This window comes from Tardiphaga sp. GW821-FHT12E02, assembly GCF_058807155.1.
Map to the genome: position 1 here is coordinate 5,305,595 of NZ_JBXAQK010000001.1, position 12,793 is coordinate 5,318,387.

Here is a 12,793-nt window from a genome sequence, read left to right on the forward strand (position 1 = left end):
CCTATCCCCTCGCCCGCAATTCCCTGCGCAGCACCTTCCCTGTCGCGGTCATCGGCAGTGACTCAGCAAACGCCACGTGACGCGGATATTCATGGGCCGCGAGTTGCGATTTGACGTAATCCTGCAGCTCGCGGGCGAGCTTGTCGCCGGGCTCATAGCCCGGCCGCAGCACGATCCACGCTTTCACGGCCTCGGTCCGGATCGGATCGGGAATGCCGACCACCGCTGACAACGCGACGGCGGGATGTTTGAGCAGCGTGTGCTCGATCTCCGACGGACCGATGCGATAGCCGGCGGAGGTGATGACATCGTCCTCGCGCGAGACGTACCAGAAATAGCCGTCATCATCCTGGATGCCGAGATCACCAGTGAGCAGGAATTCGCCGGCATATTTCCTGGCGGTGCCTTCCTCATTCTGCCAATAGCGCAGCATAGTACAGGGATGGGGCTGGCGCACACCGACGATGCCGCGCTCGCCACGCGGCAATTCCTCGCCCTGCTCATTGACGATGCGGACATCGAAGCCCGGTGTCGGCTTGCCCATGGAGCCGGGCTTGATGGGAAACAGTTTTGCATTATTGCCCACCACGAGATTGCATTCGGTCTGGCCATAGATCTCATGCGCATCGATGCCAAATGTCTTGCGCACCCAGTCGAGCAATTCCGCACCGAGCGACTCGCCGCCGGTGAGGATGCTGCGCAGCTTGACGCCGGGATGTTTCACATCGGCCTGCCGCATCAGCTTCAGCGCGGTCGGCGGCAGGAAGACGTTGCGCACGCCGTGATCGGCCATCAGGCGCATGGCGGCATCCGGCTCGAATTTCTTCGCGCGATAACCGACCACGGGAACGCCGTGATACCAGGCCGGCAACAGCGCATCGAACAACCCGCCGATCCAGGCCCAGTCCGCCGGTGTCCAGTAGACATCGCCGGGCTTGGGGAAGAAGCCATGCACCATCTCCACATTGGGCAGATGGCCGAGCAGCACGCGATGCGCATGCAGCGCGCCTTTGGGATTTCCTGTGGTGCCCGATGTGTAGATGATGATGGCGGGATCGTCGCAGGACGTATCGACGGTCATGAAATCGTCGGATGCGGCTTCGATCGCCGACCAGAAGGATGTCGTTCCCTCTGGCGGCTTGTCGGCAATGACATAGATCGCTTCGAGCGCCGGCAGCCTGTCGCGAATTTTCTTCAGCTTCTCATAGCCGCCGGCATCGGTGACAACGGCCCGCGCGCCGGAATCGTTGAGGCGGAATTCCAGTGCGTCTTCGCCGAACAAAGTGAACAGCGGCACCGACACCAGGCCGGAGCGGAATGCGGCAAGATGTGCGACGGGAAGCTCGATGGACTGCGATAGAAACACCGCGACGCGGTCACCGCGCGCGAGGCCATCGGCCTTCAGCACATTGGCGAAGCGGCGCGAGAAAGAGGCGATCTCATCGAAGGAGAGTTTTCGCGTGCCAAGGTCCTCGTCCACATAGATCAACGCCAGGCGGCCGGAGCCATCGGCATGGCGATCGCAAGCGACGTCAGCGATATTGAAGCGCGCCGGGACATCCCAGCGGAAGTCCCGATAAAGGGCGTCGTAATCGGTGGTCTCGGTGAGCATTCGCACTCCCTGCCTCATGGTGAAGAGCGCGGCTTGCGCGTTTCGAACCATGAATGTGTTGCCCCCCTTCGAGACGCGGTCGAAGACGACCGCTCCTCAGGGTGAGGCCTTGGTTTTGACCGCGATTGTAGGAGTCAAACGGGAGGAACTGCAAACTCCGGCATCGTCCCGCGCCCAAAGTGCCTTGAATTTCGCGCCCCGGCATGGTCTTCAGGCGTCCAGGTTCCGCGCTCATTTCCCCGGTAGAAAAGATTCATGGCCCGCAGGTTTTCGTCCGCCTATCAGTCGGAGCCGATGTCCAGCCTGGCGCTGTGGGCGCGGCGGCTGGCGGTGTTCTCGGCCATCGCGGCACTTGTCTCCATCATCATCGTGCGGTTCGGGTTCCTCGAGGTGAAGCCGGCGCTGATGACCTTTTTTGGCGCGCTCGGGCTGGCCGGCCTGTCGATCCTGGTGGCGCTCGCCGGCTTTGCCGCGATCTGGCAGAACGGCTCGCGCGGCATGAGCGCGATCCTGGTGGCGCTGCTGCTCGATGCCGTGATCCTCGCTTATCCCGGCTATCTCGCTTACCAGTACAAGAAACTGCCGAAGATCCACGACATCACCACCGACCCCATCGATCCGCCGCACTTCGAGGCGCTGGCGCGGCTGCGCAGCGGCGACGGCACCAATTCCGCGGTCTATGCCGGCCTCTATTCGGCCGAGCAGCAGCGCAGCTTCTATCCGGATATCGAGCCGATTGAGCTGGAGGTGCCGGTGCAGCGTGCCTATGAGGTGACGCTGGCGCTGGTGAACAAGCGCAAATGGCTGGTCATCGATGAGCGCCCGCCGCAGCCGCCGCGCCGCATCGGCCGTATCGAGGCGGTAGCGCGCACCCCTATCATGGGTTTTCGCGAAGATGTCTCGATCCGTTTCGTGCCCGACGGCGAAGGCTCGCGCGTCGATATCCGCTCATCGTCGCGTTACTTCGAAGGCGATCTCGGCAGCAACGCATCGCGCGTGACGAAGCTGATCGAGGATATCAATACGGCCGTGGACAATGCGCCGAAGCCGAAGGCGACCCCGGCCGCGAAGGCGGCGGTGAAGGGGAAGAAATAGCGGGGCGGCGCCAGATACCGCTGGCCAATTTACGCAAGCAACCTTAAATTGCATTCATGGGGAAAGCTGCGAGAAACGAACAGAAAAAGCTCAAGGCCACATGGTGCAATTCAATTTCGGCCGCGTTGATATCGGTCGGACTGCTTGGCCCACTGGTCGCGCGCGTTCTTGGTGCCCTGGCTTCGCCGATCGATATTTCTCTGATAATATTGCTAGCAATGGGGTGCCTGACGGGAAGTGCCCTGCTTCATCTCGCCGGACAGATTCAACTCTGGGAGTTGGAAGATTGACACTTATTGATGTCGCCGTTGTTCTATGGCCACTAGTCGGCACGCTCCTCATTCTCGCATTCATGCGGTTTGACTCACGCAGGATGCGCGCTGAACACGACCGCGAGCGCCAAGCCGAAAAGCTGGCCGAGCAGCAAAAACCTCACGCCACCCGATAGCGTCCACCGATCACCGGATCGCCTTCCGTCGCGACCACGCCGCGGGAGACCAGATCCTCCAGATGCGCCAGCACGGAATAACCGGCAGCGCCTGAAAGCCGCGGATCCAGCCCGATATAGATCGCCCGCACGATGGTCGGGATATCCGCCTCGCCTTTGCCGAGTCGATGCAGGATCGACGCCTCGCGGGCCTTGCGGTGGCGGATCAGGAAACGGACGAAGCGCTGGGCATCGGGAATGTCCGGGCCGTGGCCGGAGAAATAGAGATCTTCCGGCCGCGCCGCGAGCTTTTCCAGCGACGCCATATAGTCGATCATCGATCCATCGGGTGGTGCGACGATGGACGTGGACCAGCCCATCACATGGTCCGCGACGAACAGCCAGTTCTTCTCGCGCCAGGAAAACGCCATGTGATTGGCGGTGTGGCCCGGCGTAGCCACGCCTTGCAGCGCCCAGCCATCGCCCTCGATGACATCGCCATCGCGCACGAGCACATCCGGCTTGAAGTCGCGATCCGCGCCGGATTCCGGCGAGTGCTTTTCGCTCTCGAAGCGCGGGCGCGAGGCGCGGTGCGGGCCTTCGGCATAGACGGTGGCGCCCGTCGCGGCCTTGATGCGCCTGGTGTTGGGCGAGTGGTCGCTATGGGTGTGGGTGACGATGATATGCGTCACCGTCTCGCCCTTCACGGCCTCGAGCAAGGCCTGCGCATGGGCCTCGTTGTCCGGGCCGGGATCGATGATGGCGACCTTGCCGGTGCCGACGATGTAGCTGTTGGTGCCGGTGAAGGTGAAGGGCGACGGATTGTTGCACAGGACACGGCGCACGCCGGGGCGAACATGATCGACCACGCCGGGCTTCAGCGGATAATCCCGGTTGAACGGGATGTCGTCGCTGGCACTGTTGTCCTTGTCGCTCATGGTCGGTCCTTCCCGGTGTTCTTGCCCATGATGACTAGCAAGACGGCATCGGAAAGCAAACGGCGCTGCAACGCGCCTGCCATGCGCGACGCTCAATCATGCACATGCGGCTTCCGTTTCCCGCCGGCCTTCTTGCCCGTCGGCATCATCACCACGCGGCCATATTTCACCCCACGCTCGGCGATGATGTGGTCCGCGAAATGCTGCACATCCTTGCCGGCGCCGCGCAGTGCCGTGATCTCCATGCAATTGTCGCTATCGAGATGCACATGCAGCGTCGCCAGTGAGAGATCGTGGTGATGATGATAGGTGTCCACCAGCCGGCGTGACAGGTCGCGCTGGGCGTGGTCATAGACATAGACCAGCGCCGCCACGCAGTCGCCGGACTTGCCCTTCTCCTGCGCGGCCTGCTGGATACCGGCACGGGCGAGATCGCGGATCGCCTCCGAGCGGTTCTGATAGCCGCGCTCGACGATCAGTGCATCAAGGTCGTCCATCAGGTCATCGTCGAGCGTGATCGTTATGCGTTGCATGCATCCCCCAGAAAGTATGACGAATCTTTGACTTCATCACACTCGCCATGTCAGTGTGTTCCGGTTGACACCAGCATAGCCCGGCCGACCGACCGATGCATCGCTCTCTCTTTCTATCGACGGGTACGGTGCTGGCCATCCTGCTGACCGTGCCGGCGATATCGCTGGCGCAACCGGCCATCACCCTGTCGCCCGTCGAGGTGGATGCCCCGAAGCCGCGCATTGCCTCCGCCGCAAGACAATCATGGTCGGCAGCCAAGGGCCGACGCAGTGCCCCGCGCACTGCCGCGCCTGCCGCTGCCGCCAGCGGCATCAATCCCGGCGCCAGTATCGCGCAGCTTCCCGTCGGCGCGGCTAGCGAAAAGAACGTGAGCGGCGATGAGGTCAATGCGCGGCCGCTGTCCCGCCCCGCCGAAGCGCTCGAAGTCGCGCCCGGCCTGATCATCACCCAGCATTCCGGCGACGGCAAAGCCAACCAGTATTTTCTGCGCGGCGTGAATCTCGATCACGGCACCGATCTCGCCATCTCCGTCGATGGCATGCCCGTGAATATGCGCACCCATGGCCATGGTCAGGGCTATGCCGACATGAATTTCCTGATCCCGGAACTGATCAACGTGGTCAATGTCCGCAAGGGTCCGTATTTCGCCGATGAAGGTGACTTCTCCTCGGTGGGCGCCATCCATGTCAGCCTGATCGACAGCGTGGCCAGGACCATGGCGTCGATCACCACCGGCAGCTTCGGCTACAATCGCGCGTTCGGTGTGACGTCCGGCAAAGCGGGCGACGGCAATCTGCTCGTGGCCGCCGAAGCGAATATCTATAACGGCCCGTGGGACGATCCCGACAAGCTCAAGAAGCTCAATGCAGTCGTGCGCTACAGCCAGGGCACGCCGGAAAGCGGCCTCTCGCTGACCGGCATGGCCTATGCCAATCGCTGGAACTCCACCGATCAGGTGCCGCTGCGTGCGATCACATCCGGCCAGATCGGGCTCTATGGCGCGCTCGATCCCACGGATGGCGGCAATGCCGAGCGGTTCTCGATTTCGGGTCGTTACCGCGACAGCGACAGCAGCAGCGCGACGAAGATCGATTTCTACGTCATCAAGAGCAAGCTCAATCTGTGGAACAATTTTACGTTTTTCCTGAGCGATCCCGAAAATGGCGACCAGTTTCACCAGCATGACGACCGCGTACTGGGCGGCATCAATGCGTCGCACATATTCAAAGGATATGTCGGCGGTTTGCGCACAGAAACCGAGATCGGCGTGCAGAGCCGCTACGACAATATCCGGGTCTCGCTCGGCAACACCGTACAGCGGCAGTATCTCTCGGCCACGCGCAGCGACCTCGTCAGGGAAGGCAGCGCCGGCATCTTCGTGCAGAACACCACATGGTGGACCGACTGGCTGCGCAGCAATGTCGGCTGGCGCGGCGACTATTACAATGCGAGCGTCACTTCGCTGTTCAATGTTGCCAATTCCGGCACCGCCAATGCGACCATCGGCAGCCCGAAAGCCGGTCTCGTCTTCGGACCGTTCGCGAAGACAGAGCTGTTCATCGATGCCGGCGAAGGCTTCCACAGCAATGACGCCCGCGGCGTGACTATCAAGGAGTCGCCCTCTGACCGTTCGCCTGTGGACTCATCGCCGTTCCTGGTGAAGACGCGCGGTGCCGAGATTGGCCTCCGCACAAAGCTCATTCCCGGCCTCACCAGTTCAATCGCGCTGTTCACGCTGGAGTCGGCGTCGGAAATCCTGTTTGTGGGCGATGCCGGCGACACCGAGGCCAGCCGGCCAAGCCGACGTGTCGGCTTCGAATGGACAAATGACTATCGCCCGGTCTCATGGCTGAGCGTCGAGGCCGACCTCGCGATGACCCGCGCGCGTTTTCGCGGCAGCAATGCGGATCAGGCCGCGGCCTATGCCGAGCTCGACGGCTATCCCGCCTCGCAGATCGGTAATGCCCCCGGCAATTTCATCCCCGGCGCGCCCAACATGATCGCCTCTGCCGGCATAAGGATTGGCGAGGCCAAAGGCTGGTTCGGCGCGTTGCGCTATCGCTATTTCGGCCCGCGTCCGCTCACCGAGGATGCCGCCTTCATTTCACCGGCCACCGGCCTGCTGAACGGCCAGGTCGGCTATCGCTTCGACAATGGTTGGCGCATCCAGCTCGATGCCTTCAACATCCTCGATAGCAAGTCGGACCAGATCACTTACGCCTATGGCTCGCTGTTGAAGACGGACTCGCTGTTCGCGGCCTGTTTTCCGACCGGCGGCGGCGCACCGACCGCGCCTGCAGCCGTCTGCCAGACCGGCATTATGGATCGCACCCTGCACCCAGTGGAGCCGCTGGCGCTGCGCCTCACCGTTGCCGGCGCATTCTGACTTTGCCGCAGCGCAGCTTGCGGATAGGCAGGTTGCGTATCATCATCGCCCCAATCAAAAATATCAGGGGGACAAAATGCATGCACGCAAGGCACGTCATCGGGTCGGCATTGTGGTTGGCATCCTCGCGGGATTCGCAATGAGTTCAGCCAGCGCCGCGACGTTCGTTTATGTGGGCAATGCCGATAGCCAGGATATCAGTGTCCTCGAGTTGAAGCCGAACGGAGATCTGTCGGCGGTCGAGACGGTGAAGGTGCCGGGACCAACGAAGCCGGGCGGCTCGCTGCCGCTGGCGATCAGCCCGGAGAAGCACAGGCTTTATGCGGGCCTGCGCAACGAGCCCTATACGGCCGTGACCTTCGACATCGATGTCAAGACGGGCAAGCTGAAGCTTGTGGGTCCGGGGCCGCTTGCGGACTCCATGGCCTATATCGCCGTGGATCGCACCGGCCGCTTCCTGCTCAGTGCCAGCTATGGCGGCAACAAGGTCACAGTGAATGCCATCGGCCCCAATGGCGTGATCGCAGCGCCGCAGCAGACCGTCGATACGCAACCCAATGCGCATGCCATCATCGTCGATCCCACCAATCGCTATGTGCTGCATACGAGCCTGGGCGGCGATGTCGTCTATCAGCAGAAATTCGATGCCAAGGCGGGCAAGCTGACGCCCAACGAACCGCCGACCGTGAGCGTGAAGGCCAAAGGCGGCCCGCGTCATCTGGTGTTCTCGCCGGACAAGAAGTTCGTCTATCTGCTCAATGAACTCGATGCGGCAATCTATGTATTCCCGTGGGATGCCACGACGGGAACGCTGAAGAAGGAGACGCAGGTCGCCAGCGCCTTGCCGAAGGAGTTTGACGGCAAGCCCTGGGCGGCGGATATCCATCTGACGCCGGACGGCAAATTTCTCTATGCCTCCGAACGCACCAGCAGCACGCTGGCTGTGTTCCGCGTGGATGCCAAGACCGGTGCGCTGACCTCGATCGGCTCTTACGCGACGGAGAAACAGCCGCGTGGTTTTGCGATCGATCCGTCGGGGCGTTATCTGCTGGCAGTCGGGCAGCTCTCCAACAGCATGACAAGCTACGCCATCGACAAGAAAACCGGTGCGCTGACCAAGCTGCAGGATATGCCGATGGGGAAGAATCCGAATTGGGTGGAGATTGTGAGTTTGCCGTAACTCCTGCGTCGTCCCCGCGAAGGCGGGGACCCATACACGCTGGAGAAGCCGTAAAACGCTGTGGTATTAACTCTGCGTTTTCACTGGCTCGACGGAGGCTATGGGTCCCCGCTTTCGCGGGGACGACATGCGCGTCAAGCTCGTTTCCCCACATTCGCGATCCGCTCCGGCACGCCGAATTCCTTCCGGCACACATCCGCCAGCACCGCAATGCCTTCGCGGATCTCCGCATGCGTCGGGCTCGCAAAACAGATGTGGCTGTGGGCATAGGCCTTGTCCACCGACCATTCCGGCCCCGGATTGATCGAGACGCCGGCCTTCAGCGCCGCCTGATAGAGCTGCATCGCGTCCACATTGGCGGGCAGTTTCACCCACAGGAAGATGCCGCCCTTGGGCTCTTCAAACTCTGCCGCCGTGCCGAACTGTTCGTTCAGCGCATCCATCAGTGTATCGAGCTTGGCGCGCAGTCCGCGTATGGCCTTCGGCACATGGGTGGCGAAATGTGGCACGCTGTATTCGGCGAGCACCATCTGCTCCAGCGCGCCTGATCCCGCATCGGTCTTCAGCGCCAGCATGCGCGACATGATTTCCCACGGCGCCACGATGTAGCCGACGCGCAGAGCCGGCGCGACCGACTTCGAGAACGAGCCGATATGGATCACGCACCCCGTCGTATCCAGCGCGTGGATCGCAGGCGGACGCTTGTGATCCCAGATCAGGTCCGCATAGCAATCGTCCTCGAACACCGGCACGCCATATTGCGCCGACAGCTTTAGCAATTCACGGCGATTGCTCTCGGGCATGATCGTCGCAGTCGGGTTCTGCACGGTGGGGATCGTGTAGATATATTTCGGCCGGATGCCTTTGGCTTTGAGGTCCGTCAACGCAGCCGCGAGCGCGTCGATCCGCATGCCGTCGCCATCGAGCGGAATGCCGACGATATTGACGCCCATCCGGGTCAGCCGGTTGATCGAGCCCTGATAGCAGTCGCGCTCGATGATCACGGTGTCGCCGCGGGCGAGCAATGCCTGATTGACCAGATCGAGTGCCTGCAGAGAGCCGGACACCATGAGGATATCGTCCGCCGTGCAGGCCATGCCGGCATCACGCTTGAGCTTGTCGGCGACAAAATTGCGGAGCGGGAGATAGCCCTGCGGCCCGCTCGCCAGCCCGTAGGTCGCGAGCGTATGCCCTTCGCGGGTCAGCACAGCGTCAGCCGCAGCCTTCAAGTCGGCCACCGGGACCTGCTCGGCATCGTTGTTGCCGCCGACAAAGCTGTATTTGGCGAGACCCGTCCATCTGGCCGCCGCCGCCGGCAGACCGGCGGGCAGAAGTGGTGCGTAATCGAACCGTGCGGATGTCATGGACGTCGTCTCCCTCGAGCAATGTTGTCATCTTCGGGCCGCCTCGTTGGACGGCCCGGTCGTGCAATGTCAGATAGCCGGATTTACCCCTTTGCCCGCACGCGCTGCACCATTACAGTGCCGCGCGAAAAGCTAGATTTGGCAGGGGCATGCACGACCTTATCCGCGATATCACCCTATGTATCCTGTTTGCATGGGCCATCGGGCTGGCTGCGCATTTCTTCCGGCAACCGCTGATTCTTGCTTATCTGGTCGCCGGCTTCATCATCGGACCCTACGGCAGCGGATGGGTCAAGTCGGACGAGTCCGTCGCCACGATCTCCGAACTCGGCCTGATTTTCATGCTGTTCATGATCGGGCTCGAGATCGATCTGAAGAAGATCATCCGTGCCGGTAAGGTCATCCTGATCGCGGCCGGGGCGCAGCTGGTTGCCGGCTGCGTGCTGGGGGCCGCGTTCTTCATGGCGCTCGGGCTCAAGCTCGGCGGCGGCGGTTTCGATGCGCTCTATCTCGCGGTGGCCTGCGCGCTGTCCTCGACGGTCGTGATCGTCAAGGTGCTGTACGAGAAGCGCGAGCTCGACACGCTGCCCGGCCGCATCACCCTCGGCGTCCTGGTGATCCAGGACATCTTCGCCATCATGTTTCTGGCGATCCAGCCCAGCCTCGACAATCTGCAGATCGGCGTCGTGCTGCTGTCGGTGGGGCGCGTCGGCGCGCTGGTGGCGATTGCATTCGTGCTGAGCCGCTATGTGCTGCCGCCGCTGTTTCACCAGATCGCGCGTCAGCCGGAACTGGTGATGCTGGGCGCCCTGGCCTGGTGCTTCCTGATCGGCGAGATCGCCGAGCGCCTGCATCTGTCGCGCGAAATGGGCTCGCTGGTGGCCGGCGTCGCGCTGTCGACTTTCCCTTACGCGCTCGACGTCACTGCCAAAGTGACGACATTGCGGGACTTCTTCATCACGCTGTTCTTTGTGGGCGTCGGCATGACAATTCCGGTGCCTGACCTGGCCACGGTCAAGCTCGCATTGGTGATCGCCATCTTCGCGGTGGTCAGCCGTCTCCTCACCACGTTCACGCCGCTCTACCTGATGAAGCAGGGCCTGCGCGCCAGCCTGCTGCCGGCGCTCAATCTGGCGCAGATCAGCGAATTCTCGCTGGTGGTGCTGCAGACCGGCATCGCGGCAAACCACATCACCAAGGAAACATCGAGCGCGGCATCCTTCGCCTTCGTGATGCTCGCAGTGCTCTCGACCTTCGCCATGATGCAGAGCGACCGGATCACCCGCTGGTTCATCCCGGTCTGCAAAGGCTTTGGCCTGCGCGATCTCGATCACGGGCAGCCCGGCGAAAGCGAGCATGCGGAGGGTCATGGTGCATGCCGCCGCATCGTCATCCTCGGCTTCTTCCGCACCGCCTCGGCACTGCTCAGCCAGATCGAGCAGGAGAACAAGGAGCTGCTCGACCAGATCAGCGTGGTGGACTTCAATCCGAACGTCTATCGCACCCTCGTGGCGCGCGGCCTGCATGTGGTTTATGGCGATATCAGCAATGTGGACACGCTGGTCCATGCCGGCGTCGGCCATGCCGAGATCATCATCCTCAGCGTGCCGGATTCCCTCCTCAAGGGCGCCAATAACGAGAAACTGGTGCGCCATGTCCGCTCGATCAATCCGACCGCGAAGATCATCTCGACGGCGGATCTGCTGCGGGACGTCGAGGATATCTACGCGGCCGGCGCGGATTACGTCACCGTCACCCGCCTGAGCGACGCCAAGGCGCTGTATGAGGTGATCGAGGCGGTGGACCAGGGCCTGCTCCAGGCCAAGCGGGCGGAAATGGATACGCAGCTGGCGGAACGACGGGAAGTACTGCCGTAGGCTTTCGCTGCCACTCTCTGTTGTCACCACCCGCGAAAGCGGGTGGTCCAGTAACCACCGGCAGTCCTGATGACCCACAGCCGCTGCCGTGGACTGGATCGCCCGGTCGAGCCGGGCGACGACAAGTTGTCCCCCATTCCGCACTGCGAACCCGCAGTTCCGGGCCCCATTTCCGCGGGTTGCACCGCCCCCCGCTCTGCGCCATATCACTGGCCACAACGAATGAGAGCATCCCGATGGCCGATCCGATTTCTGACGTTCTGAAGGCGTTCGCCGCTGGCGAAATGGTCGTGGTCACCGATGACGACGATCGCGAGGGCGAAGGCGATCTGATCGTCGCGGCACAGTTCTGCACCCCGGAGAAGATGGCCTTCATCATCCGACACACCTCCGGCATCGTCTGCGCGCCGATCACCGTCGAAGACGCGCGCCGCCTGCGGCTCGATCCGATGGTCGTCAACAATGACAGCAATCACACCACCGCCTTCACGGTGTCGATCGACTACAAGCCCGACAACGGCACCGGCATCTCCGCCGAAGAGCGCGCCTCCTGCTGCCGCGCGCTGACCAATCCCAATGCCGGCGCCAATGATTTTGCGCGCCCCGGCCACATCTTCCCGCTGATCGCCAAAGATGGCGGCGTGCTGATGCGCTCCGGCCATACCGAAGCGGCCGTCGATCTCTGCAAGCTGTCGAACCTGTCGCCGGTTGGCGTCATCAGCGAGCTGATGAATGACGACGGCTCGGTGATGAAGGGCCAGCAGGTTGTCGACTTCGCGGCCACGCACAAGCTCAAGCATGTCACCATCGCCGACATGATCGCCTATCGTCAGGCCCGCGAGAAGCTGATCGAGCGCGTCTCGACCTTCACCACCGAAAGCCCGATCGGCACCCTGCAGGGCTATTCCTACCGCTCGCCGTTCGACCCGATCCACCACGTCGCCTTCGTCTATGGCAGCGTCGGCGACGGCAAGAATGTGCTGACCCGCTTCCACAAGCCGAACATCGTGCGCGACACGTTTTTTGGGCCGGCGAAGATGAATGTCATCCTGGAGCGCTTCAAGAAGAACGGCAGCGGTGTGCTGGTATATCTGCGCGATGGTGCCGCCGGTGTTCCCGTCGAGCCGCTGGATACGCCGAAGTCGGCGGAAGCCGACCGCAACCGGCAGTGGCGCGAGATCGGCGTCGGCGCGCAGATCCTGCGCGATCTCGGCGTCACCTCGATCCGCCACCTCACCTCGTCGGCCCATGACTATAAGGGCCTGTCGGGTTTCGGCATCGAGATCGCCTGCAACGAACAGCTTGAAGGCTAAAGGTCCAAGACTTAAAGTACTGGACCTAAAATACCGCATTCCACATAGGCCAGAGCAGCTCCGGCGG

At 62.3% G+C, this 12,793-nt stretch carries 9 protein-coding genes; 5 read left to right on the forward strand and 4 right to left on the reverse strand.

All coding sequences use genetic code 11. The features are described from left to right. Position 1: 1 nt before the first annotated feature. Positions 2-1,612: an acyl-CoA synthetase gene (locus AC1RQ5_RS24935; protein ID WP_493202559.1), complete on the reverse strand. Its 1,611-nt coding sequence runs from the start codon at positions 1,610-1,612 to the stop codon at positions 2-4. 255 nt (positions 1,613-1,867) lie between these two features. On the opposite strand from AC1RQ5_RS24935, the gene AC1RQ5_RS24940 reads away from it, so the two are divergent. Beyond that, positions 1,868-2,707, forward strand: a complete 840-nt coding sequence (locus AC1RQ5_RS24940; RefSeq protein WP_493202561.1) for a DUF1499 domain-containing protein — start codon at positions 1,868-1,870, stop codon at positions 2,705-2,707. A 432-nt stretch (positions 2,708-3,139) separates the two neighbouring features. Here AC1RQ5_RS24940 and AC1RQ5_RS24945 read toward each other — a convergent pair whose 3' ends face one another. Further along, complete coding sequence (locus AC1RQ5_RS24945; protein WP_493202562.1) at positions 3,140-4,072, reverse strand: MBL fold metallo-hydrolase; 933 nt, start codon at positions 4,070-4,072, stop codon at positions 3,140-3,142. A 92-nt stretch (positions 4,073-4,164) separates the two neighbouring features. After that, positions 4,165-4,605 carry a nickel-responsive transcriptional regulator NikR gene (nikR, locus tag AC1RQ5_RS24950; RefSeq protein ID WP_493202564.1) on the reverse strand — a complete coding sequence of 147 codons (441 nt, stop codon included), beginning with the start codon at positions 4,603-4,605 and terminating at the stop codon, positions 4,165-4,167. A gap of 95 nt (positions 4,606-4,700) precedes the next feature. Between nikR and AC1RQ5_RS24955 the strand changes: the two genes are divergently transcribed. Further along, positions 4,701-6,992 (forward strand): TonB-dependent receptor, encoded by a 2,292-nt coding sequence (locus AC1RQ5_RS24955; RefSeq protein WP_493202566.1) that lies wholly within the window; start codon positions 4,701-4,703, stop codon positions 6,990-6,992. A gap of 139 nt (positions 6,993-7,131) precedes the next feature. Next, complete coding sequence (locus tag AC1RQ5_RS24960) at positions 7,132-8,172, forward strand: lactonase family protein (RefSeq protein ID WP_493202567.1); 1,041 nt, start codon at positions 7,132-7,134, stop codon at positions 8,170-8,172. A 134-nt stretch (positions 8,173-8,306) separates the two neighbouring features. Here the strand turns inward: AC1RQ5_RS24960 and AC1RQ5_RS24965 are convergent, their stop codons facing one another. Continuing rightward, positions 8,307-9,536, reverse strand: coding sequence for an aminotransferase-like domain-containing protein (locus AC1RQ5_RS24965; RefSeq protein WP_493202568.1), 1,230 nt, complete (start codon positions 9,534-9,536; stop codon positions 8,307-8,309). A gap of 149 nt (positions 9,537-9,685) precedes the next feature. On the opposite strand from AC1RQ5_RS24965, the gene AC1RQ5_RS24970 reads away from it, so the two are divergent. Beyond that, positions 9,686-11,413 (forward strand): cation:proton antiporter, encoded by a 1,728-nt coding sequence (locus AC1RQ5_RS24970; protein ID WP_493202570.1) that lies wholly within the window; start codon positions 9,686-9,688, stop codon positions 11,411-11,413. A 236-nt stretch (positions 11,414-11,649) separates the two neighbouring features. Beyond that, positions 11,650-12,726, forward strand: coding sequence for a 3,4-dihydroxy-2-butanone-4-phosphate synthase (gene ribB / locus AC1RQ5_RS24975; protein WP_493202571.1), 1,077 nt, complete (start codon positions 11,650-11,652; stop codon positions 12,724-12,726). Positions 12,727-12,793 lie beyond the last annotated feature (67 nt).

Coding starts and splice junctions, on each gene's coding strand:
- AC1RQ5_RS24935 (WP_493202559.1), bottom strand. CDS start 1,612: ATGCTCACCGAGACCACCGATTACGACGCCCTTTATCGGGACTTCCGC.
- AC1RQ5_RS24940 (WP_493202561.1), top strand. CDS start 1,868: ATGGCCCGCAGGTTTTCGTCCGCCTATCAGTCGGAGCCGATGTCCAGC.
- AC1RQ5_RS24945 (WP_493202562.1), bottom strand. CDS start 4,072: ATGAGCGACAAGGACAACAGTGCCAGCGACGACATCCCGTTCAACCGG.
- nikR (WP_493202564.1), bottom strand. CDS start 4,605: ATGCAACGCATAACGATCACGCTCGACGATGACCTGATGGACGACCTT.
- AC1RQ5_RS24955 (WP_493202566.1), top strand. CDS start 4,701: ATGCATCGCTCTCTCTTTCTATCGACGGGTACGGTGCTGGCCATCCTG.
- AC1RQ5_RS24960 (WP_493202567.1), top strand. CDS start 7,132: ATGAGTTCAGCCAGCGCCGCGACGTTCGTTTATGTGGGCAATGCCGAT.
- AC1RQ5_RS24965 (WP_493202568.1), bottom strand. CDS start 9,536: ATGACATCCGCACGGTTCGATTACGCACCACTTCTGCCCGCCGGTCTG.
- AC1RQ5_RS24970 (WP_493202570.1), top strand. CDS start 9,686: ATGCACGACCTTATCCGCGATATCACCCTATGTATCCTGTTTGCATGG.
- ribB (WP_493202571.1), top strand. CDS start 11,650: ATGGCCGATCCGATTTCTGACGTTCTGAAGGCGTTCGCCGCTGGCGAA.